Below are 22,829 nucleotides of genomic sequence, written 5' to 3' on the forward strand. Positions count from 1 at the left end.
CCTATAATAAGGAGTTGTTGAGTATGGGGATCGGACAAAGAAGATTAGGCAAAACAGGGTTAAAAGTATCGGAAGTGAGTCTCGGCACGATGGCTTTCGGTCGTTGGATTGATGAGAAGGCTTCGGCAGAAGTGCTTGATACCGCGTTAGCATCGGGGATTACCTTGATTGATACAGCCGACGTGTACGGCTCAGGAATGGATAAAGGGAACCCGCTCCAGACTGGGGAATCCGAGACGATTCTTGGCAACCTATTAGGTGCACGCAGACATCAAATTGTGCTTGCGACCAAGGTACATGGCAGAGTGGGGCTAGGACCCAATGATGCGGGTCAGAGCAGATATCATATTGAACGCGCGATAGACAATAGCTTAAGCAGATTGAAAACGGACTATATTGATCTCTATCAGGTGCATCGTTTCGACGAAGAGACGCCGCTGGAAGAAACTCTGCGAGCGCTTGACGATCTTGTACGTAAAGGAAAAGTTCGCTATATCGGTGCCTCTAATTATGCAGCTTGGCAGATCGCCAAGGCGCACGGTATTTCGGCTCGGCTTGGATTGGAAAGGTACGAAAGCATCCAACCGGAATTCAGCCTCATCTCTCGAGGGATTGAGCAGGAATTGCTGCCACTAGCAGCCTCGGAAGGCGTCGGCGTCATTGTATATAGCCCACTTGGTCGTGGTCTGTTAACAGGGAAGTACAGCTACGGTGGACAGCCACCGGCCGGAACACGCGGAGCAGCAGGCGAGCAGCGTCTCAAGGTGCTGCTAGAGCAAGAACGCAATTTCCACATCGTGGAACAGTTGAAGCCAGTTGCTGAACGGCGAGGCTGGACACTGGGTCAGCTAGCACTGAACTGGGTCCTTAGTCAACCAGCAATAACATCAGCTATACTAGGTGTTTCTAAGCCTCAGCATATTACCGATGTGCTGCCTGTTCTAGGTGAGAAGCTGAGTAGTGAGGAGCTTCAGCTGATTGACGCCATCACAAGCGGCACGAACTTGGAGTTGATTGCTCGATGAGTGAAACGAAGCGGAAGTTGCATTTGAACGTGTTCTTAAGAGCAGCCGGTCATCATGAAGCAGCTTGGCGTCATCCAGAGGTGCATCCAGAAGGTGATCTCGACATTCATTATTTGGCTAAAATGGCGCTGATCGCCGAAGGCGGGCTCATGGATTCGGTCTTTCTGGCTGATGGCTATGCGGGACGTACGGCGAAGCTTGAACCTTTTACCCAATTGGCTGCCTTGGCTGCGGTTACCCGTCATATTGGTTTAATTGCTACTGTTGGGACCGTCTACAATGAGCCGTTCCATGTGGCCAGACAATTTGCTTCGCTAGATCACATTAGTGGAGGGCGGGCAGGATGGAACATCGTGACGGGTGCTGGAGATGCTTCACATAACTTCGGCCGATCCGCACATCCTGAGCTTACAGAGCGCTACATAAACGCAGAGGAATTCGTTGAAGTGGTCAAGCAGTTGTGGGATAGCTGGGAGGATGACGCGCTTGTGTACGATAAGGGTGCCGGTATTCTAATAGCGGAGAACAAAATTCGAGAGATCAACTTTAAGGGCAATAGGTATACCGTCAAAGGACCGCTCAACATTCCACGTCCACCTCAAGGTTACCCCGTGCTTGTACAGGCCGGCTCATCCGAGCAAGGACGAGAGCTGGCTGCACGGACTGCAGAGGTCATCTTCACTGCACAACAGACGTTCGGCGCCGGGCAGGCGTTCTACACGGATGTCAAAGCAAGACTGAAGAAGTACGGACGCTCAGCGGATGAATTGCATATTTTACCTGGACTCAGCCCGATCGTGGCGGATACAGAAGCGGAAGCTCGAGACATTGAAGCTGAGTTGAATGGGTTGATGGATTTGCCCAAAGCACTGCAGGCCATGTCGGAGCGATTCGATGTTGATTTGGCTGCGTACCCGTTGGACGGTCCAGTACCACTGGACAAAGCCAAATCGGCTGAAGCGTTTAACGGTATTCGCAGCCGTCAGGAAGTTATTCTCGATGCTGCTCGCCGTGAAGGGATGACGATCCGACAGTTGATTTATCGCCATGCTGGCGGCCATGGACATATAACGTTCACCGGATCAACCTTGCAGGTTGCTGATTTTATCGAGAAATGGTTCCGTGAAGGTGCGTCCGATGGGTTTAATATTTTGCCTCAGACGTTTCCCGGCGGGTTGGATGCTTTTGTGAAGAAGGTCATACCTGAGCTTCAGAACCGGGGCATTTTTCGAACGGCATACGAAGGCAGGACCCTTCGTGACAATCTGGGGCTGGTGCGCCCAAGTAATGTGCGCAGCGTAGTCTAGGTGTGGGGTTAAAAAAGTACCGTCAGGATGCCCTGACGGTACTTTTTTATTTTCATTTTAGAAAACTTCAAAGTGTTACTGAAAAATGAGCGATCCGTCAGTGTGGAGGGGTTTTATTCAAGTACAGTTTGAGGTACGATGAGTACTGGGGCTATTTCCCAAGGAATATGAAAAGCTGCATGAACAAACGGAGGGGACACAACTGGAAAACTTTGCATGCTTATATGTTGTGCGCGGTGAGCCCTACCGAGCGGGCACTTGCGTGAATTTGAGCGAAGATGAAACAAAGGTTGGCCGGGTATCCAATGAATTAACACCGGATTTGGCTTTTACGAACGCTTTTATTTCCCGAAAGCATTTCATCATCCGGAAGGAGCAAGACAAGGCGGTGCTCTATGATTTAGGTAGTCGCCATGGAACTGAAATTAACGGCGTACGGCTAACGCCGCATACCCCGTATCCTTTGAATAATTTTGATATTATTAGGCTTGCCAAAGGGATGACCGTCATCCATTTCTCATATATGTTTGCTGATCATACCCTTGAATTCGAACCGCTCAGCATCACCAGACAACTAGAAATCCCCAAACTTCCGATGGAAATATGTTGGGAGAAAAGGGAGTGTATGGTGGAAGGCAAGCGAATCCTTATGTCAGAGAAAGAATATCTATTGATCCGTGTGCTGCATGAGCATACAAACCGACTCGTTCCACTTGAAGAACTTAAATCCAAGGTATGGCCCGAAAGATCTCCGGGAGCAGAAGGTTTACCGGATGTGACTCTCGACGAACTGAACGCCCTGGTCTACCGGGTGCGCAAAAAATACGGTAAAGATACCTTTCTAATTAGCGCCGTACGCGGCGGCGGTTATATGCTCGAATCCGAATTGAAATCGTCATAACGAAAGTTGGGATCCCTTCATGAAGTATATACAAGCGGAGTACTCAGGTCCACTGAACGGAACGGTGCGCATACCAGGTGCGAAGAATAGTTCTCTTACCTTACTTGCAGCTGCTTGTCTGGCGGATAATATTGTCACGCTAGAAGGCATTCCACACATCGACGATGTGCGTCTTATCGCGGATATTGGCCGGGATATCGGCCTGAAGCTCACTCAGAATGCCGGACAAGTCATTATTGATCCACGCTGGATTCACAGTTCCGTCATTGATCCCGGCAAAGCATCGAGCTATCGAGCATCTTATTATTTTGTCGGCGCGTTACTATCCAAATTCGGTCGAGTCACGATCGGCTTACCTGGCGGTGACGATTTTGTTGCAAGACCAATGGATCAGCATATCAAGGTGTTCAAAGCACTTGGCGCTCAGGTGCGGATGTACAAGGATTATTACGAAGTCGAAGCGGCTGAATTGAAAGGGGCGGACATTTATTTCGACACCATCACTTCGGGTGCGACGATGAATGCGATGCTATTGGCTGTATTGGCAAAAGGGCGGACTCAGCTGCTGGGCGCGGCCGTGGATCCAGAGGTATGCGATACGGCAAGGTTCCTGAATCAGCTCGGAGCACGAATTTACGGAGCGGGTACGGATCGTATTCGTATAGAAGGTGTTCCTTACTTGAACGGCGGCATCCACACGGTAATTCCAGACAGACTAATCGCCGGAGCTTTCTTGATGGCAGCTGGGCTCAATGGCGGGCAAGTTACCGTCAAGGATGTCATTCCTGAGCATCTTGGTTCTTGCTTAGCTAAGCTAGAGGAAGTCGGGATGCATGTGGAATGCGGCGAAAACAGTATTACTGCTTATGGTACTGGTTATCTGAAAGCAACGCGAATTCGCACCGGCATGTATCCAAGCTTCGCCACCGATTTACAGCAACCCATGACTGCACTCCTCTTACAGGCTGAGGGTAAGAGTATCATTACGGATCGCGTGTATCCCAAACGTTTCGCACATGTTCCGCAGTTACGACGGCTTGGCGCGGAAATAGAGATGCGGCAAGAGTCTGCGTTTATTCGCGGCGGACTTCCCTTGCGAGGCGGCTGGGTGCATGCGACGGATGTGCGTGCAGGTATTTGCTTGCTGATGGCCGGTTTCACGGCTGAGGGCAGCACGTGTATAACAGGCGTCGAGCACATCGATCGCGGCTATGAGGATGTTATCGGCAGCTTCCGATCCATCGGAGCTAAGCTCTCAATGCGTGAGTTGGATGCGCAGGAGCTATCCAGCCGAATCCACATGCAAGGGTAATTATTATTTTCTTTACCTAGTAGTGATTAACTCACTTAAGGAAGGTGTCTTCCCCTTGATGAATACAAATAATCAAATTGAGAAATATTTGGATCGCATCGGTTTTACTGGTTCGCTCGATGGCAGCGCTAAGACATTAGCTCACCTGCAGGAACAACATCTGCACACAGTTCCCTATGAGAATTTGGATATTCTCGAAGGCAGAGCATTATCTCTTGACCCGCAGGAACTGTATCAGAAGATTGTCATACGCCAGCGTGGTGGGTATTGTTTTGAAACCAATGCCCTATTCGGTTGGCTGCTTCGTGAACTTGGCTATACGGTGACGGATTTGGTCGCCAGATTCTGGCGTGATGAGCCGAATTTACCGCCCAAAAGGCGTCATCATGTCCTGAAGGTAGAAGCCGAAGGCGTCAATTACTTGTGCGATGTCGGTGTAGGCGGGATCGTCCCCCGCAGACCCCTTACTTTCATCGAAGGTCTTGCTCAGGAGCAAGGTGAGGAGAGTTACCGCCTGGAGAAAGATCCTTATGATGGCTGGGTGCTTTGTGAGCAGAAAAATAAGGCATGGCAGCGTATCTACTCTTTCACGGAAGAGCCTCAGCTGCCGAAAGACTATCTCTTTGCGAGTTTCTGGTGCGAAAATGCGCCGGATTCAATTTTCAACAAATACCCGATTGTGGCAATACGCACGCCTGAGGGAAGGCATACGCTTGCTGACAAGGAGTTCCGTATTTTCAGTGCAACAGACGTAAGGACCTATACCCCTGAGACAGATGAAGGGTATAAAGAAGCTTTATTAACGTATTTTGGCATTCGTCTTAGCTAAATAGAAGCATGTAAAGGCAGCGGACCTCGTGGTCTGGTTGCCTTTTTCAATGAGGGAAAGAATGGAGGCGTTTTATCGTGGAAAAGGGTAGGAATATTGTACTTATCGGTATGTCGGGCGCCGGCAAAAGCACGCTTGGTGTATTACTAGCTAAAGCTTTGGGAATGGATTTCGTGGATACAGATATCGTGATACAACAACAGGACGGTCGTTTGTTACAAGAAATATTGGACTCGGATGGAATTGATGTATTCATGAAAGTTGAAGAAAGAATCGTGTCAGGACTACAACTGAATAATTGCATGATATCTACAGGCGGCAGTGTTGTGTATTCAGATAAAACTATGAATGACCTTCGTCAAAGTGGGCGGATTATTTATTTGCATGTTTCCTATGAAGAAATTGAACGGAGACTAACGAATGTAACAACGAGAGGTATCGTTAGGAGGAAAGGAAATAGCCTTAAAGACGTTTACGATGAAAGAATGCCATTATATATGAAGTATAGTGATTTCACGGTTGATTGCACGAATAAGGGGATTGAACATTGCGTAAGTGAAATAATTGGCTATGTAAACACCCCCTGAAATCGACGAAATTCGACGAATTGTTATAGAAGTTATTGCATAAGGAGTGAATCACGATGGCGAATAATTACAAACGCTTCATTCATAATCAATTCGAAAAAGCGAAGTCTACCGCATCCGAGTTCATTTCTTCAAGAAGTGTGGAACAAGAAGAAGACATGATAGAGCTCGACCCACGATATGTTGATCAGCTGAAAGAAATCGCCGATCTGCAGCATACGACTGTACAATCCATCGTCAATGGACTCATTGCACAATATCTGGCAAGCGCCTCTTACGAATTAACCCCCATCTCTGTGGATCAGAAGGAAGCAAATCCGCTGCTATATTTGGATGGTATTTGCAAACAAGAGGATTAAGGAGGTCTGATCAATGGATAATCAGTTGAATATTCAGGATGCCATTTTCCTGGATGAAACAGCTCTAGCGGCTTTAATGAACCCTGAAGACCCTCGATATACCAAAGCTCGTTCTATGTTTCTAGATTTACATGATCTTGAACGTAACTACATGACGACGAACTCCATCGTATTCGATCTCCACGAATGGCTTCGGAATGAATACAGCTACGAGCAGGCGGAATATTTTCTGAAGGCGATTGAGAAAGCAGTCAGTAAAGGTAAACTAGCGGTCATCTCGAGCGGTCCGGAATTCGAGGGGGAATCGCGCAGATTGCTAATGGACAGGCCCGAGCTCCGCTTCTCGCTTAGCGAAGCCCTTACGGCTGTGACCATGTCGTATTACCAGGTGAAACGGATTTTCACATTTAATCGTAATTTCATGATGCTAGCCAATTTGGATAAGGATATTCGCATTATTCCATCCTATCACTTTGGAAACTAAGGTGTAACGGAATTAGCACGCGTGAGAGGATCAACGACTGAATTGACAGCAGTCACTTCCATTTTGTCATTGTAAGCAACGACGTACCAAGGTTCTGATGCCGATTCAGCCGGAACTTGCAAGTCGATTTCCCAAGGAGCTTCATAACTGACGCCAAGGAATTGACTGCCTTGGTAAATGGCGACGGCAAAGGGTGGTTTACCCTGTTCATTCGTAAGCTTGGGATAAACAAGAACGGTCTGTTGGCCTGTAGGAAGAGAACGGTCTAAGACGGGGGAATAGCTGTATGGAACGGGATCTACCCCTGGCTCTACCTTACTTAGAAACCAATCCGATGCGATCAGCCTTTGATAATACCCATCCATAAATGGATTTTCCCCGATGTCATAGACATAACTCCCATTCGTTCGAATCGCCTGTGCTCGGCTGAAATTAAAGTAGGTAATGGCTTTAACTTGTGGAAATAATCGCGGGAGAAGACCGTACATGTAACCCAACTGGCTTTCTGCCCAGCTCCAATAGGCTTGGTTAGTCGGCAAATACGTATGAGCAACGGCACCCTCAGAAATCATAATAGGTTTATGGCTATATCGTTTATACAGAGGAGCGAAGGTATCGATCACGGTACCTTTTAGCTGCTCTTTTTCTGCTGAGAAAGGGGTGCTATATAAGGAGAAGCCGACCCAATCCACGTACGCGTCACCTGGATAGTAGCTATCGATCGTATCGGGCGGCCAGAAATTAGGCGACCACACCATGGCAACATTTGGCGCTTCTTCAGCCATGATATCGTGAATAAGACGGAATTTCTCAATATATAGTTGGGGCTCTCCGTGCCATGGCACCCAAGCTCCATTCATCTCTGAGGCATAGCGCAGGAATATAGGGATTCCTGAGGCTTTGGCTTCACGAGCGAAACGACGAACATATTCATCATCCTGTACGTCATTTAAGCCAAATCGCGGCTCCCACCCGATCTGGAGTGCACCGTCGAGACCCTTCACTCTTTCGGCAGTCCGCGCAGGGAAATAAGTATTGGTATCGGTTTGCACCTTGCGCCACCCAACATAGGACAAATATAGCGCGTGCTTGCGGCCGTAGACGTCTTCAATCTTTGTAACATCGTAGCCAACTCTGCGATCTGCTCCGAGCATGCCGATATAAACCCCTGACGCAGGCTCATGTTTGGCTAACGTGGAAGCTATGGGGATAGCTGATTCTGTTGGTTTAAGTTGAGCGGATACAGGAACGCGGAGATAGAGCTCCATATTGGTTGATGGTGTCGGGATGATAGGCCAATTAGGTGTAAATTGTGGCGCTGCAGGAAGTCCGGTTGTGTATACATCGATCCGATTGCGATAGGCTGCTGCGGTCTCCGTATGTCCTTCTTGCTCGGATTTCTTCTCTTGGTTGACCCAATACGTTACTATATCTGGCTGTTTCGCACGTGAAGGAGGAACCGCGGCAGGGGGATGATCCAGCCTGGCAACGGCATCAAGTGAATTATGCTCCTGCGAATCGCCGTCGGTTTTCATGATAAGTAAGGGAAGCGTGATACAGCTAGCCAAGCCGAGAAGGGCTGTAAGTGCCCAGACAACTTTATTTCGCATGATACAGGTTCCTCTCAAAGGGGATTCCTCTTATTGTATGCCCTAACCGGAGAGTCGGTCAATGGAGCATAATCGCCTGTCCGCGTAAATTAAAACGAGGGTTCCCCCGCCACTTGCAACCGCATGGCTTTTGGGAAACCCTCGTTAATGACGTCTAGGATCGGCTTATCCTTTTTTGGTTTGAAGACGAATAACATTCCAAGATGCTTTAGTAAGATTGCTTTTGACGTGGCCATTGTCAAGAACGGATAGACCACCATGATGTGGCGTCACATGGTGTGGGTTAGCCTTTGTGTTCACGGCTTTCAGGTCTTCGTGTTCTAGCACGATGTGCTCGATCAAGCTGACTTCTCCGAAGCTGCGGATATCCAGATCAAGTTCCATAGCTTCTGAAAGATGGCGATTGACAGCAAAGACAGTAATGTGACCCTGTTCCTCGTCGTAAACGCAAATCGATTCCAGATAGGGGACATCTGTATAATCTTTGGAATCATATTTGGGTGAAGAATTGACGGTATGAAGGACCGTTCCTCTGCCGTAGATGGAAGCATGAAGGAATGGATAATAGGTCGTTTGCAGCCACAGCGGACCGCCAGTTTCTGTCGTAATCGGTGCAATAACGTTAATTAATTGCGCCATGCAAGCCATTTTGACACGATCAGCATGCTTGAGCAACGTAATAAGGAAACAGCCAACGGCTAGTGCATCTTCATGGGTGTACACATCTTCAAATTCTGGTGGAGCAATCTGCCAACGCTCTTCAGCGCGACTTGATCCAATGGTATGCCAGACATTCCATTCATCTAAGGAGAGCATAAGCTTCTTCTTACTGCGCTTCTTGGCTTTCACATAATCACAGATGGCTGCGACACTGCTAATGAAACTATCTAAATTAAGTGATGAGGCAAGGAAATTGGCTGTATCGTTGCTATTATTATTGTAATAAGCGTGCAGCGACAAATAGTCAACATTCTCATAGCTCAAATCCAGGACAGTAGCTTCCCAATCTGCAAAAGTACTCATACCGCTTGAAGAGCTGCCGCATGCCACTAACTCGATGGTAGGATCTACCCAACGCATCACTTTTGCGGTTTCATTCGCGAGGCGGCCATACTCCACAGCTGTCTTGGTGCCGATCTGCCAAGGCCCGTCCATTTCGTTGCCAAGGCACCAGGTTTTGAAACGATGAGGTTCCTTGTAGCCATGCGAAATGCGCAGATCACTATAGTAAGAGCCAGATGGATGATTACAGTACTCGATCAAATTTCTAGCGTCATCGATGCCGCGTGTACCGAGATTAACAGCCATCATAACCTCTGAACCAACTAATTTCGCCCAATCAGCGAATTCATTCGTGCCCACTTCATTCGTCTCCGTTGTCCACCAAGCAAGCTCAAGCAGTCGCTTACGGTCTTTCTTAGGTCCAACACCATCCTCCCAATTATAACCAGAAACAAAGTTGCCTCCCGGGTAGCGAATAATCGGAACTTGCAGCGCGCGGATAGCTTCAATCGCATCTTGTCGGAAGCCATTCGCATCCGCAGTAGGGTGATCTGGTTCGTATATACCACCATAAACAGCGCGGCCTAGGTGTTCAATAAAGGATCCATATAGGCGAGGGTCAATTTGAGCTTTAACAAAATTTTTGTCGATGAGCATTTGTGAACGTAAAGACATGATCTATCGCTCCTTATATTTAGAATTAGCTTATTCGTGAATTCATTGCTTGTTGATTTCATCTTTATTATGAACGATAATAGAGTTAATCTTCAATATTTATTTTTAAGGATTAACAAAATTACGTATTCTAAAGGGTGTGAACGGATGTATCTAAAGACGGATGCTGCGTCGCTTCAAGTATATGAAGCTTTGGCGAGTGAAGTTCGCCTGAAAATCATAGATAAACTATTCATCAAGGAAATGCATATTAAGGAACTCGCTGCCGAGCTCTATCTCAGTAATGCGATTGTCAGCAGTCATGTTAACAAACTCGAGCAAGCAGGACTCGTAGGGAGTAAGATGAGGCGTGTTAACGGCGGTACCTATAAATATTGCTATGTGAATACGTCCTATTTGCAAATTAAGCTCTCGCCAGAAAGAACCGCCTTGCACAAATGTAAGGAAGTGTCCGTTCCTATTGGCCATTACACCGATTATGAAGCATGGCCGACATGTGGACTTGCCACTACCGAGAAGGTAATTGGCAATTATGATAATCCGACCTATTTTATGGATCCAGAAAGGGTACATGCAGGCATTCTTTGGTTTGCGAAGGGGTTCGTCGAGTATAAAGTGCCCAATTATTTGTTAAAAGATGACAGCTTGAGGGAAATTGAAATTTCGCTGGAAATTGGATCGGAAGCTCCGCAAGTGAATGAAAATTGGCCCTCAGATATTTGTTTTACTCTGAATGAAACACAGCTGGGTACCTGGACAAGCCCTGGCGATTATGGGGAGACAAGAGGGAAGCTGACCCCAGAGTGGTGGCACTCTGACGTGAATCAATACGGGCTGCTGAAGGTTCTTCGCATCACGGAGAGTGGAACGTATATGGATGGTCAACGACTTTCAGATATCTGCATCACGGACCTGCGAATGGATCCGAAATACTGGGTATTTCGAATTAGCGCGAAGGATACCAAGCGTGGTCGCGGTGGTTTAACACTATTCGGTAAGGGATTTGGGAACTACGATCAGGATATCTGGATGAGATGTTATTATGAGTGAAAAACGCTATAACTCGAACGGATCGAAATCATAGCGTTTTGTCGGACTTGATTACATGTACTCAGGTTATGTGAAAAAGTGCACGATATTTCTGCGGATGCACGCCTGTATACTTTTTAAATACGGTGCTGAAATAGGTGGAATTCTCGTAGCCGACCATGTCGGAAACATCTAATATCTTGAGATCAGGATCTTTTAATAATTCCTTGGCAGCCTCCATCCGAACTTTGGTCACATACTCTGTGACGCTTTCACCTGTTTCCTGCTTGAAAATAAGGCTGATATAGTTCGGTGATAAGTAGACTTCTTCGGATAGTCTGGCAACTGTGAGGTTTTCCATGTAGCTTTGCGAGATAATTTCTTTGATCTTTTGAATAGTTCTGCTGTTTTTGTTCGTCTGCTTCTGAGCAAAGTAATGCGTCAGCTGTTCGAAAAGAGTTAACATCGTATCCCGAAGCTCAGAGGCTTCTCGCTTGCTGTAAATTATACTGAACAAATCGGAATAGTCTGGAATAATGAGTTGAATATTTTCCCCAAACTCGTAGAGCGTTCTAGACGCCATATGAATAAGCTCGATACAAATACTTTGCACATAATCGACAGGCAGATTGTGATTGGCACAAAGGGTTTGGAAGATGTCATCGACTATGCTAGATACTTCATCTTTATTGCCTAATTTCATAAAGTTAATCAATTTGGTTTCGATTTCGTAGAGTTTCGGGTATTCGATATTATTTTTATTCGTTTGGAAATCGCTGATCTGAAGAACGGAATCTTTTCCTGTATAGAATTTGTATGCGATCGCAAGTTGAGCTTCCTGATAGGAGCAATGTAAGTCATACACTTTCTGAATGGGGTTGCCGACACCGACGGAGATGGACATTTTCAGATACGTATTAATGCAATCAATCATCTCTTGGCAAATGGCTAGATGACGATTATCGCGCTGGGCAGCCTGGTTAAAGATAATGACATATTCATTCTCGTTCATGTAAAAGGCAATGCCTGCCCGGTTTCGTTCGGCGATTTCTTCCAAAATATTAATTACGGAGAAGTTAAGAAGCTGTTTATGCTCTTCTGTGTACCTCTCGATCGCTTTGTCATATTCGTCAATTTGGATCACGGCTACAACGAGAAGACTTTTGATTTCTAAGGGAATCTCAAAAAAATCAATTTTATTCCGTGCATCTTTTTCGCTTTTGTACATGCCCTGTGTTAAGTTAGCTAGAAATTTCTCGCGCAGCACCGGCATGTTTTCATGCAATTGCTGTTGTAATTGCTGGCTCTTCTCCTCTCGGTTGCGTTCCAAGGAAATAGAAGAAACGACCTTTCTTACCGTGTCTTCCAGCTCATTAATTTTAATTGGCTTTAAAATGTAACCGTCTGCATGCAAGCTCAATGCCGTTTTCGCATAATTGAAATCCTGCGCACCGCTGATAATGATGATCCGAACAGGGTCTTCAAGCTCTTTCAATTTCATGGCAGCTTCCAGACCATCCATCATCGGCATTCGAATATCAGTAAGCAGTATGTCTGGTTTTAATTGCTGGCAAAGCTCGAACGCTTCTTGGCCATCGGCTGCATCAGCAATGATTTCGATACCTAAGGCGTCCCATTGGACGACTTCCTTCAGTCCTTCTCTGACATTGTATTCATCATCGGCTAAGATCATCTTGAGCATCTTCATCCAACCCTTCCAGTGAGAAAATCGCCGGGAACGTCACTGTGACCGTAAGGCCAGGACCATCTTCCTGTTCCTTGTAGTGAATCCCCCAACCATCCCCGAACACTTGTATAATCCGTTGATCTACATTTATCATGCCAAACGATTTGCCTGAACCATAGTCGCCTTGAAGCATTGCGTTGAGTTCAGACACATTGGCACCTATCCCGTTGTCGCTGATTTCAATGACAATTTGCTCTTGCGATTTATAAGCTCGAATAGTGATCCTTCCTCTACCACGCCTTTTTTCGATCCCGTGAAGGAGCGAATTTTCTACTAATGGCTGAAGAATAAGTTTAACTGTAAAATGCCCATACACTTCAGGCTCTACTTCAATTGCATATTCGAGCCGCTCTTTGAACCGAACCTGCTGAATGGATAAGTAGCTCTCGACCTGCCTCAGTTCATCTTCAATGGGAATGATGCTGCGTCCTTTACTTAAGCTGTAACGGAAAAAGTCAGATAAAGAGGTGACCATATGGCTGATATCCGGCACATTATTGCGCAGTGCGATCCAATTGATGGAATCCAGCGTGTTGTACAAGAAATGGGGATTAATCTGTGCTTGCAGCGCCTTTAGCTCCGCTTCTTTCTTCTTAATCTCACTGACGTACAATTTATTGATCAATTCTTTGATCTGAAGTATCATTTTGTTATATTCGCTGAACAGGTAGGTAAACTCATCTTTGCGCTTGTATTGAATTTGAATATCGAAGTTGCCTTCCTGTGCATAAGACATCGATTTGATAAATTTGCGGATCGGGTTCGTAATATTACCTGAGAGCAGCAGAGCAATGACAAAGGCGAGAACCATGCATAGCGCCAATACCGCATACATCACTTTTCTGAAAGAGATAAGCTTGGCATTCAGGTCGGTGATCGGAGAGACAGATACGACAGTCCAACCTAGTGAACCGATTTGTCTGTAGGACACAAGCATAGACTCACCTTGAATCTTCTCCCCGAAAGAGCCTGTACGCTCTTGCTTCTTCCTCATATTTTGAATATAAGGGGCTGTGGCAAGACTTTGATTTAGCAAGGTTAAGTCCGGGCTTACGATGACGGTAGCATGACTGTCCATGATGAGAATTGAGCTGTTCTTAGAAGGCTTAAGCTTAACAAGTATGTCGTTAAAATCATCAATATCGGCATCAATTGTCAGCAGACCTACATAAGGAATGATCACGTTGTTCAAGCCGAATAATCTTTTGGCAAGCTTGATCGTATAGGAGGTTCCAGTCGCTGATGAATGCGCATACAACCCTGCGATCGAGTATGGCGCTTTCGGAGGCAGCTTCGTGTACCAGGTCTCTTGCTCAATCTGGCTAATAGTAGAAACGTTTCTGGAAAAGTTGTACTGCAAGTATTCGGGCCTGTCCAGCATATACAGTTTCGGTGCGAATTGGGTCTGAGGTCCGCCAGTTACACGGTAACCATCAATGATTTTATTTAAATTTGCCAATTCATTAACGGTAGAAACTTGATCGGTAGGATGTTCGGCAGATAAGATTTCAAGCATGTCTGGATTCAAATAGATCGATTCCGCAATGCCGTCCATTTCTTCAAATTTCTTCAGCAAAATGGTCTCTACCATGTTAAGGTTTTTTTGCACGGAGACGTTAATGTTTTCCGTAATCGTTTGATAGGATTCATTGTATATCGTAACCGAAATAATGGATGTAGGCAGAATTACCAGAATTAAGAAGTAGAGCAAAAGTCGATATTTTAAGCTTGTCTGGGTTAATGAAACATAAGCGGCAACTTTCCGGAGCATGGCAATCGCCTCCTTAGGGCCCGAAATGACCTGCTTTAACCAACATTATAAGGGGAATTATTTATGAAGAAAAGCTTTAGTTTGGCGTTGACAAAACGACTGATTATTGGAATTGTTACTATCGTTTTAGTCCTAACGGCGGGTTGCAGCTTCAAGGATGCACAATTTCCAGGTGAAGAGGAAGAGACTTCTACCGATCAGAGAGCCAAACTTACACTAGCTGTCCAGTCTTCGGAGGAACTGAAAGTTATCGAAAGTTTAATTGAGCAATTCAATTCCTCACATCCAGCAACCTATGTGGAAGTGGTCAATCTTCCCCGTGATCGCTATGACCAGACGCTGAATATGCAAATGACTTCCGACGAAGGGCCTGACGTCTTTCAAATCGGTACGGGGTGGTTAACACCATATATCTACAAGAACTGGCTGTTAGATTTATCGGAGTTCATTTCCCAGAAGGAGCTGCAGGCATTTCCAGGATGGACACTCGACTATACGAAGGATAACGATCACTTCTACGCGATTCCATCTGGCATGATGACCTTACGGCTCATTTATAACAAAGAATTGTTAGCGAGAGCAGGCTACGATCCGGAACATCCCCCATCAACCTTGCAAGAATTGAAATCATATGCGAATAAGATCTCCCAAGCGGGCACAGGCTACCAAAAATACGGCTTTGCACTCCCTGCTGGTGAGGATTGGGCAGGGTTTCAACAGGCATTAGAAATTGCGAACACATACAGTGGCGTCAATTACTATGATTTTGCCAAAGGAAAATACGACTTCATGGTGTATCGGACTTGGTTTCAAGCGATGTTGGACATGAAGCAGCAAGGAGGCTTATTTCCAGGGGAAACGTCGCTCAAGAGCGACACGGCGTTAACACAATTTGCCGAAGGTAATATCGGGATGATGTATGTGACCAACCGTGATTTTGTCATGCTCAGCCAAATGAAGTCTTTTCAATTTCCTTGGGGGCTTGCTATGCCCCCGCTGCTGACGCCATCGGATACGGGACAAGGAGCATTGATGATCTATCCGGAGTCTCCTTTCGCCATTAATGCGTATACCAAACATAAGCCCGAAGCGGTGGAATTGTGGAAATTCCTCCATTCCGCCGAATATCTTGGGACTTTGTACAAGCTGGGCGGCGCGATACCTACGCTTGAAGGGATTACCAACGATCCGCAATACCAACCGGTACAGCCGCAGTTTAATGCTTTTCTTCCAAGCAAGGAAGAATCAGCATATCCGAAGGAACCAAAATTCATTTTGCAAAATATCCAAACCCCTTTTTCACCGAAAGATTTAGGAGACACGTCGCGCATGAAGGCTTATCGAGACATTATGCAAGGAATCCTTTCACCCGCAGAAATACTCAATAACTTGACTATGCAGTATAACATTTCGCTCGACGATGCCGTTCTTAGGAATCTCATCAACTACAATGATTACGTGAAACCGCAGTTTGACCCTCGGAACCCGTTAAAGAAAAGGCAATAGATTTTTGAAGGTTGTCATAGATAATTTTATTCAGTTCCACAATCGAAGCGTCTACAATGGGGACAGAAAGCAAATTACTTTAGCGTTCAACCAATAAGGAGGGTTTTACATGCAAGTTAGATCAAAGAAAATCGGGGCAACACTTCTCGCTTCTGTCACTGTTTTATCCATGGCGTTGGCGGGTTGCGCGAAAAGCGATATTGCAAGTGAGAGTCCTGCACCGAGTGCGCAAGCAGCTTCTGCAGCATCAGCAGCACCCAGCAGCAAGCCAGCACTTGAGCCTGTAGAATTATCGATCTATTATCCAGGAACGGAACAAAAGGATAAAGCTGTTGTAGAAGCGGAATTAAACAAGCTGCTTAAGGATAAAATTAATGCTACTGTCAAGATCAATGCGGTTGACTGGGGGAATTGGGCACAGAAAATTAATTTGATGTCAGCTTCCGGGGAGCCATTCGATCTCCTTTTCACAGCGGGCTGGGACAACTTCAGCGGTAACGTTGCGAAAGGTGCATTTCTAGAGCTGACTCCTTTACTCGATAAATTTGCGAAAGAGACCAAAAGCCAGATGAATCCGCTCCTATTATCAGGAACAGCTGTTGGTGGCAAGCTGTATGCGATTCCAGTAGAGAAAGAAATGGCGAGTCAATTCGGCATTGTGTTGAATAAAGAACTCGTCGACAAATATAAGTTCGATATCAGCACGATCAAATCATATGCGGATTTGGAGCCAATGTTGAAAACAATTAAGGAGAAAGAAACAACCGTTACACCGTTCTGGGGCGGCAAAAACAACGTTTCCTTAATTCCATTCGAACAAATCGGCAACGGGGCAGTACCAGGTGCAATCAAAATGGACGGCACAACCAAAGTGGTTAACCAATGGGAATCGCCAGAAATGCAGCAAACGTTGAAATTGTTGAAAGACTGGAATCAAAAAGGGTACTTCCAGAAGGATCCTGCAACACAAAAAGACGCAGGACCTTCTAACAAAGCGGGTACAACATTTGCGCAGTGGCAACAGCTGACACCAGGTAAGGATGCGGTGCTGAGCCAACAATGGGGTCACCCTATGGTGCAAGTTGAGCTGACGAAGCCGTACACATCAAGCGGTGATTTGAGCGGTGCCATGACGGCAATCTCACGTACATCCAAAAATGCAGATCGCGCGATGATGTTGATCAACTTAATGCATACGGATGAGAAAATCCTAAATACACTTGTATTTGGTGTAGAAGGGAAGCATTATGTGAAGAAAAGCGGTAATATCATTTCTGTACCTGATGGCATGAAAGCCGGTCAAACGGGTTACTCACCAGGGAATAACTACATGTTTGGTAAGCAATTCATCAACTATCTGTGGGATAACGAAGATGCGCAGAAATGGGAGAAATACAAGAAGTTCAATGAGTCAGCAACGCCATCCAAAATTGTAGGTTTCAGTTACGACGCAGAGCCAGTGAAAAATGAAGAAGCGGCTATCGTCAACATTTACAATGCTTATATCGATGGACTTAGCACGGGCGTATTAGATTATGAGAAGGAGCTTCCTGCATTCATTGATAAGATGAAGAAGGCAGGTCTGGATAAAATTATTGCGGAAAAACAAAAGCAGCTTGATGGGTTTTTGAGTACAAAAAAATAATCTCTTTAGGGAAACGCTGGCGATCTTTAGGATCGTTAGCGTTTTTTTGCATGTTTTCGGTACCTTAAGAAATGCATAGAAATTTTAATGTTTTCTTAGATAATTTTATTCAGCAAATTAGGGTGCTCTCTTACAATAGAAGAAACCTAGAAAAAGAGGAGTGGACCCCATGAGTCGACGCACAGGATTTCTTTTCAACATTGTCAAACACCGAGCCTTATTCCTGATGCTGCTGTTACCGCTATTGGTTTTGATTTTCAATAATTATATTCCAATGTTTGGTGTGATCGTTGCTTTCAAGAACTACAACTTTGTGGACGGTATCCTGCACAGTCCTTGGGAGGGGATTGGCAACTTTAAGTACTTGTTCCAGACAGAGGATGCTTGGGTGGCCACGAGAAATACGGTGCTGTACAATGCGTTGTTTATTGTTTTGAATACGGCATGTGCAATTTTCCTTGCGATTGCTCTGAATGAGTTGAGGAGCAAAAAACTGACCAAGTTTTTTCAAAGCAGCTTACTGTTTCCGTACTTTCTGTCATTCGTAGTAGTCAGTTATCTAGCTTATGCCTTCCTCGGCGGGTATGGGTATATCAATAAAGCGATTCTTGAACCACTTGGTTATTCCGAGATTTCCTGGTATACAGAGTCGAAGTATTGGACCGTAATCTTGCCGTTGGTTAATCTCTGGAAAAATATCGGTTATAGCATGGTCGTTTATTTGGCGGCTATCGTCGGGATTGATCAAGAGTATTATGAAGCGGCTGTCATAGACGGGGCATCCAAATGGCAGCAGATCCGAAAGATTACGATTCCATTAATGTCGCCAGTTATTATTGTACTGGTCATCCTGCAGATCGGTAGAATCTTTAATGCAGACTTCGGCTTGTTTTTCCAAGTGCCACTAAATACAGGCGCATTATACGATACAACGAATGTCATTGATACGTTTGTCTACCGGTCCTTACTCGTCAGCGGAAATGTGGGCATGTCGGCGGCAGCCGGATTGTATCAGTCGGCAGTGGGTATTGTTCTCGTGCTGTTGACCAATTTCGTCGTGCGTAAAGTAAGCAAGGAAAATGCTTTGTTCTAGGGGGGAAGAGACATGAATACTCACATAGATACACATATGGAAACAAAATCTATAGATACAGCGCAGCGTGCTAAGGTGGATACACATAGTTACAGCAATCGGATATCTCCTCTAGCAAATACTTTACTAGTTATCATGTTCACACTGCTCAGTATTGTCTGCTTATACCCGCTGTTGTTAGTCATTTCGGTTTCATTTACGGACGAGCAAGCAATTCTAACACACGGATACAATATATTTCCGAAGGTTTTTTCCTTAGATTCGTATCGTTATTTATTCCAAGATGCAGATAAAATATGGCGAGGATACGGGGTTACGATTACCGTCACAGTCGTGGGAACCATTGGCAGTCTACTCTTGACTTCATTGCTTGCCTTTCCTATATCTCGCCAGGATATGCCGTATCGGAACTTCCTTGCCTTTGCCGTTTTCTTCACCATGCTCTTCAGCGGGGGACTGGTTCCTTGGTATTTGACGTATTCGACAGCAGGATTGAAAAACACCTTATGGGCGCTCATTATTCCGCATTTGGTTGCGCCGTTTAATGTTATTATTATGCGTACTTTTTTCGCCAATACGATTCCAGTCTCCTTGATCGAATCAGCGAAAATTGACGGAGCCGGCGAGTTCCGCATTTTCGGTCGGATCGTCCTGCCGCTTTCTCTGCCGGTTATGGCCACGATCGGACTCTTTCAGACGCTGAGCTATTGGAATGACTGGTTTCCGAGCTCAGTGTTCATCTCCAACAACAATTTGGTGAGCTTACAGTATTTAATGTACAAGGTCATTTATAATATTCAATATTTGAATTCAGGCATGGTCGATGCAACAGTAGCAGGGAGTGCGGCTGCTTCAATTCCGACGGAAACGGTACGGATGGCGATGGCGATTATCGGGGTTGGTCCTATTATTTTCGTGTATCCATTCTTGCAGAAATATTTTGTGAAAGGCTTAACTGTAGGTGCAGTGAAAGGGTAGTTCAACTAGATAAAAATTTCAGGATGGTGAACGAATATGACAGGTTTATTAGATAAATATGCATTCGATCTTCGCAAAAGTGTGGCTCCTCCGGGCCATATTGGGGTCACAAGTTTATATAGTGTGACGGCTCCGCAGTACGGCACGGTGACTGGTGTAAAAGGTTTCTTTTCCCCTCCTTATGCGGCTAGCGAGCTGCTCATGCAGCTGCAATTTACGGCTGACGGCATGCCAGTTGAGGATACGGGAAACTTGGGCAAGGAAGATTGCGGTTTGCTCCTTGCCGGTGCGGTTTGGCAGCCAGATCGAATTCTTCGCCGTGGTACCTATCATTGGCTGAAGGAAGGGAAGATGTATTCCCTGGATGTCAACAGTGATCTCGTGCCTTTAACAGGGCGAGCAGGCTATGTCCTCGCTGTGCGGGTCACGAATCGTTGCGGAAGAACAATACCACTATCGATCGTTCCGCAGTTGAATCCAGGCCTGGTGAATCAGGTGCCACTTGGTGAGTGGGGGTTCTGTCCACCTCGAGGCGGCGTGGCTGCGACGAACATCGATCATCATATATGGAAAACGGATACGGTACGTATCATGATGCTTCATGAGCAGCTTACAGCCGAAATGCTGCCAGGTGAGGAAGTTGTTTTCCGCTTTGCTGTCGTATTTACAGCAGCAGGGTGCGACGTTACGATGCCTGGAAGCTTGGCAGAGTGGGAGCAAGAGACATCGGATAGCTGGACAAAGCGTATTGCGCATGCGGAAGCGACAGTACCTCAGCTGCAAAGCGACATCCCAGGTCTTGAAGCTTACTACCGTAGGTCGCTAATCAGCGGGCTCATCTGTATGTGGGAGCATCCTGATTTTAAAATTCAACCCTTTCTGGCTGTCTCAGGGATTGATGGCGGCGGAATTAGCTGCTACCCGTGGGATACGGCAGGGTATGTTGGGCAAACGCTCACGATGCTGCTTGGCCCTGAGAAGTCAGCGGACTTCTTGACATTCATGTACGAAGGCGGCATCGATCGGCATATTTGTTTCTTCCCTGATGGCACGGGGGATCAACCTTTTCCTTACTCCTACAGCTTATGGTCATTTTTCCATTTTGCTTGGTCGACATTCTGCCAGCATGGTGCGGTGAAAGAGCTATATCCGATGTTGGAAAGAATTCTGGAAGTGGATGAAGAGCGGCTGATGCATCATGGCGAACTGCTCGATTATGGCAATCATCATCACCTGCTAGAAATGCGCAGCAGCGGTTTCGAGCATGCCGTAGCTAGTCCGAATGCAGAACGTGCTTGGTGTTATGACCGCATGGGCGAGTTGGCGGATCATTTTGGATTCGAGGGAGCTTCCGCATGGCGGGAGAAGGCGGCAGGCATACGTAAGGGAATCCAAGAGCAGCTGTGGGACAGGTCGCAAGCGTGGTTCGGCAGTCTATATCCAGATGGGCATAAGGAGTACATCTATTCGATTCAGTACTACGACTCCCTTCGTATGGGGGTTTGCACGCCAGAGATGGAGCAGGCACTTCTGTCTCATTTGCGTGACGGCGCGTTTTTAGGCGAATATGGGGTATCCAGTATATCTGCAGAGGATTCTCTGCACTACGAGTTGAACGACCCAGATTGGTCGGGAGGCGGCAGCTTTGCTGGAGAAGGCGCGATTCTGGCACAGACGTTATGGGAGATTGGGCAGTCTGAGCTGGCGTGGGATGTGATGAAGCGTCATATCTGGATGGGCAAGCATCTGCCATACTTTCCGCAGGAGCATTATTGTGATCGTCCGCAGACGCCGGCACATAAGCGTGCCAATAACATTGCGGGTATGGCGGGGGCTCAAGCGCTCATCATGGGGATGGCGGGAATCCGTCCGCAGTTGGATGGCAGTCTTCTTGTGCACCCGCAGCCCCTAGCTGAAGGGCACGTATCTATCATTGGATACCTGCATCGTGGGAAACGTATTGATGTGCATGTGGAACCAGGTTCCTGTCGCATCGTTTGCGCTGGGGAGGACATATACAGCGGTGTCCCGTCGCTGCAACGGGTAGTTTAACTAGCAGGTGCGAAGATGCAAGCAAAGCAGTAAAACGGAGGAAGATAAGCTAATCTTATCTTCCTCTTTTCCTGATTACCGATAGTAAGTATATGGTTTCGGATTCCGTAAACGTCTTACTATTTGGTGATATTAGCTTTCTTGAGAAACACGATCGTCCAAGCAGGACGGTGTAGATGCTTTTTTCATCGTCGATAGACGTTTTAAAGATAAATGAACTGAAAGGATGAGCATTGTGAGAAGAGTGATAGCTAAAAGAAGATTTGCGTTAAATCGTGAGATTGAAGCTAATTATCGCGTCTATTTGCCTCATGATTATGAGGAAGAAGGGACACAAGAATGGCCGCTTGTGGTTTTTCTCCACGGAGCGGGTGAGCGAGGAGACGATTCCGCACGACTTGAAATGCATGGTCCTCCGAAGGAAGTGGCAGCGGGCAGGTCTTTTCCATTCTTGCTTGTTGCGCCGCAATGCCCAGAAGGTTCCGTATGGATCATGCAAAAGGATCGCGTATTGGAAATATTGCATGCAGTTCAGCGGCAATATCGCGTGGACCCACGGCGGGTCTATTTGACTGGAATCAGCATGGGCGGTTTTGGAACTTGGGAAATCGCAATGGAGCACCAGCAGCTGTTTGCAGCAATTATGCCGATTTGCGGCGGCGGCATGTCTTGGAGAGCAAGCCAACTGACCCAGATGCCGATATGGACCTTTCATGGCAGCCGGGATGATGTTGTTCCGATTATGTATACAGAGGAGATGGTTCGAGCCGTGAAGGCGATAGGAAATCCGATTCGCTATACGGTTATTACCGATGCAGGTCATGATTGCTGGACGGAAGTTTATCAAAGAAAGGACGTGTATGAGTGGCTGTTGGCTCAACGTCTTCCCAGGTAAGCTAGATCAACTAGGAAGCTCT

The 22,829-nt window shown here is 46.3% G+C and carries 19 protein-coding genes; 15 read left to right on the top strand and 4 right to left on the bottom strand.

Going from position 1 to position 22,829, the window contains the following annotated elements:
• The first annotated feature begins 23 nt into the window (after positions 1-23).
• The 8 genes from ASG89_RS10285 (at position 24) to ASG89_RS10320 (ending at position 6,804) form a co-directional block, all read left to right on the top strand.
• A complete protein-coding gene (locus ASG89_RS10285) occupies positions 24-1,025 on the top strand; it encodes an aldo/keto reductase (protein WP_057310489.1) in 1,002 nt (333 codons plus the stop codon).
• A complete protein-coding gene (locus ASG89_RS10290) occupies positions 1,022-2,332 on the top strand; it encodes an LLM class flavin-dependent oxidoreductase (protein ID WP_057310490.1) in 1,311 nt (436 codons plus the stop codon). Before ASG89_RS10285 ends, ASG89_RS10290 begins: the two co-directional genes overlap by 4 nt.
• A gap of 262 nt (positions 2,333-2,594) precedes the next feature.
• On the top strand, positions 2,595-3,233 hold the full coding sequence (locus ASG89_RS10295) for an FHA domain-containing protein (RefSeq protein ID WP_235549697.1): 639 nt from the start codon (positions 2,595-2,597) through the stop codon (positions 3,231-3,233).
• A gap of 19 nt (positions 3,234-3,252) precedes the next feature.
• Positions 3,253-4,545 carry a UDP-N-acetylglucosamine 1-carboxyvinyltransferase gene (murA, locus tag ASG89_RS10300; RefSeq protein ID WP_057310492.1) on the top strand — a complete coding sequence of 431 codons (1,293 nt, stop codon included), beginning with the start codon at positions 3,253-3,255 and terminating at the stop codon, positions 4,543-4,545.
• Positions 4,546-4,603: 58 nt separating this feature from the next.
• Positions 4,604-5,374 carry an arylamine N-acetyltransferase family protein gene (locus ASG89_RS10305; protein ID WP_057310493.1) on the top strand — a complete coding sequence of 257 codons (771 nt, stop codon included), beginning with the start codon at positions 4,604-4,606 and terminating at the stop codon, positions 5,372-5,374.
• A gap of 77 nt (positions 5,375-5,451) precedes the next feature.
• Complete coding sequence (locus ASG89_RS10310; protein WP_235549698.1) at positions 5,452-5,961, top strand: shikimate kinase; 510 nt, start codon at positions 5,452-5,454, stop codon at positions 5,959-5,961.
• Between the two features lie 56 nt (positions 5,962-6,017).
• Positions 6,018-6,320, top strand: coding sequence for a hypothetical protein (locus ASG89_RS10315; protein ID WP_057310494.1), 303 nt, complete (start codon positions 6,018-6,020; stop codon positions 6,318-6,320).
• A 13-nt stretch (positions 6,321-6,333) separates the two neighbouring features.
• A complete protein-coding gene (locus ASG89_RS10320; protein ID WP_057310495.1) occupies positions 6,334-6,804 on the top strand; it encodes a hypothetical protein in 471 nt (156 codons plus the stop codon).
• Here the strand turns inward: ASG89_RS10320 and ASG89_RS10325 are convergent.
• Both ASG89_RS10325 and ASG89_RS10330 read right to left on the bottom strand, forming a co-directional pair.
• Positions 6,801-8,414: a glycoside hydrolase family 26 protein gene (locus ASG89_RS10325; RefSeq protein WP_057310496.1), complete on the bottom strand. Its 1,614-nt coding sequence runs from the start codon at positions 8,412-8,414 to the stop codon at positions 6,801-6,803. The genes ASG89_RS10320 and ASG89_RS10325 overlap by 4 nt on opposite strands.
• A 165-nt stretch (positions 8,415-8,579) precedes the next feature.
• On the bottom strand, positions 8,580-10,091 hold the full coding sequence (locus ASG89_RS10330; RefSeq protein ID WP_057310497.1) for an alpha-N-arabinofuranosidase: 1,512 nt from the start codon (positions 10,089-10,091) through the stop codon (positions 8,580-8,582).
• Positions 10,092-10,238: 147 nt separating this feature from the next.
• On the opposite strand from ASG89_RS10330, the gene ASG89_RS10335 reads away from it, so the two are divergent.
• Positions 10,239-11,141, top strand: a complete 903-nt coding sequence (locus tag ASG89_RS10335; RefSeq protein WP_057310498.1) for an ArsR/SmtB family transcription factor — start codon at positions 10,239-10,241, stop codon at positions 11,139-11,141.
• Positions 11,142-11,202: 61 nt separating this feature from the next.
• On the opposite strand, the gene ASG89_RS10340 is transcribed toward ASG89_RS10335, so the two are convergent.
• Together ASG89_RS10340 and ASG89_RS10345 are read right to left on the bottom strand one after the other, a co-directional pair.
• Positions 11,203-12,813 (bottom strand): response regulator, encoded by a 1,611-nt coding sequence (locus tag ASG89_RS10340; protein WP_235549699.1) that lies wholly within the window; start codon positions 12,811-12,813, stop codon positions 11,203-11,205.
• Positions 12,797-14,638 (bottom strand): sensor histidine kinase, encoded by a 1,842-nt coding sequence (locus ASG89_RS10345; protein WP_057310500.1) that lies wholly within the window; start codon positions 14,636-14,638, stop codon positions 12,797-12,799. The genes ASG89_RS10340 and ASG89_RS10345 overlap by 17 nt, the downstream gene beginning before the upstream one ends.
• Before the next feature lie 63 nt (positions 14,639-14,701).
• Between ASG89_RS10345 and ASG89_RS10350 the strand changes: the two genes are divergently transcribed.
• From ASG89_RS10350 to ASG89_RS10375, 6 genes are all read left to right on the top strand, one after another.
• A complete protein-coding gene (locus ASG89_RS10350) occupies positions 14,702-16,144 on the top strand; it encodes an ABC transporter substrate-binding protein (RefSeq protein WP_057310501.1) in 1,443 nt (480 codons plus the stop codon).
• Between the two features lie 109 nt (positions 16,145-16,253).
• Complete coding sequence (locus ASG89_RS10355; protein ID WP_057310502.1) at positions 16,254-17,789, top strand: ABC transporter substrate-binding protein; 1,536 nt, start codon at positions 16,254-16,256, stop codon at positions 17,787-17,789.
• Between the two features lie 169 nt (positions 17,790-17,958).
• Positions 17,959-18,882: an ABC transporter permease gene (locus tag ASG89_RS10360; protein WP_057310503.1), complete on the top strand. Its 924-nt coding sequence runs from the start codon at positions 17,959-17,961 to the stop codon at positions 18,880-18,882.
• A gap of 12 nt (positions 18,883-18,894) precedes the next feature.
• A complete protein-coding gene (locus ASG89_RS10365) occupies positions 18,895-19,860 on the top strand; it encodes a carbohydrate ABC transporter permease (protein ID WP_235549700.1) in 966 nt (321 codons plus the stop codon).
• A gap of 36 nt (positions 19,861-19,896) precedes the next feature.
• Complete coding sequence (locus ASG89_RS10370) at positions 19,897-21,912, top strand: hypothetical protein (RefSeq protein WP_057310504.1); 2,016 nt, start codon at positions 19,897-19,899, stop codon at positions 21,910-21,912.
• Positions 21,913-22,147: 235 nt separating this feature from the next.
• The gene (locus ASG89_RS10375; protein ID WP_057310505.1) at positions 22,148-22,807 is read left to right on the top strand and encodes a prolyl oligopeptidase family serine peptidase; all 660 of its coding nucleotides are present in this window, start codon (positions 22,148-22,150) and stop codon (positions 22,805-22,807) included.
• Positions 22,808-22,829: the final 22 nt, after the last annotated feature.

It is taken from the genome of Paenibacillus sp. Soil766 (assembly GCF_001428105.1).
Lineage (GTDB): Bacteria > Bacillota > Bacilli > Paenibacillales > NBRC-103111 > Paenibacillus_E.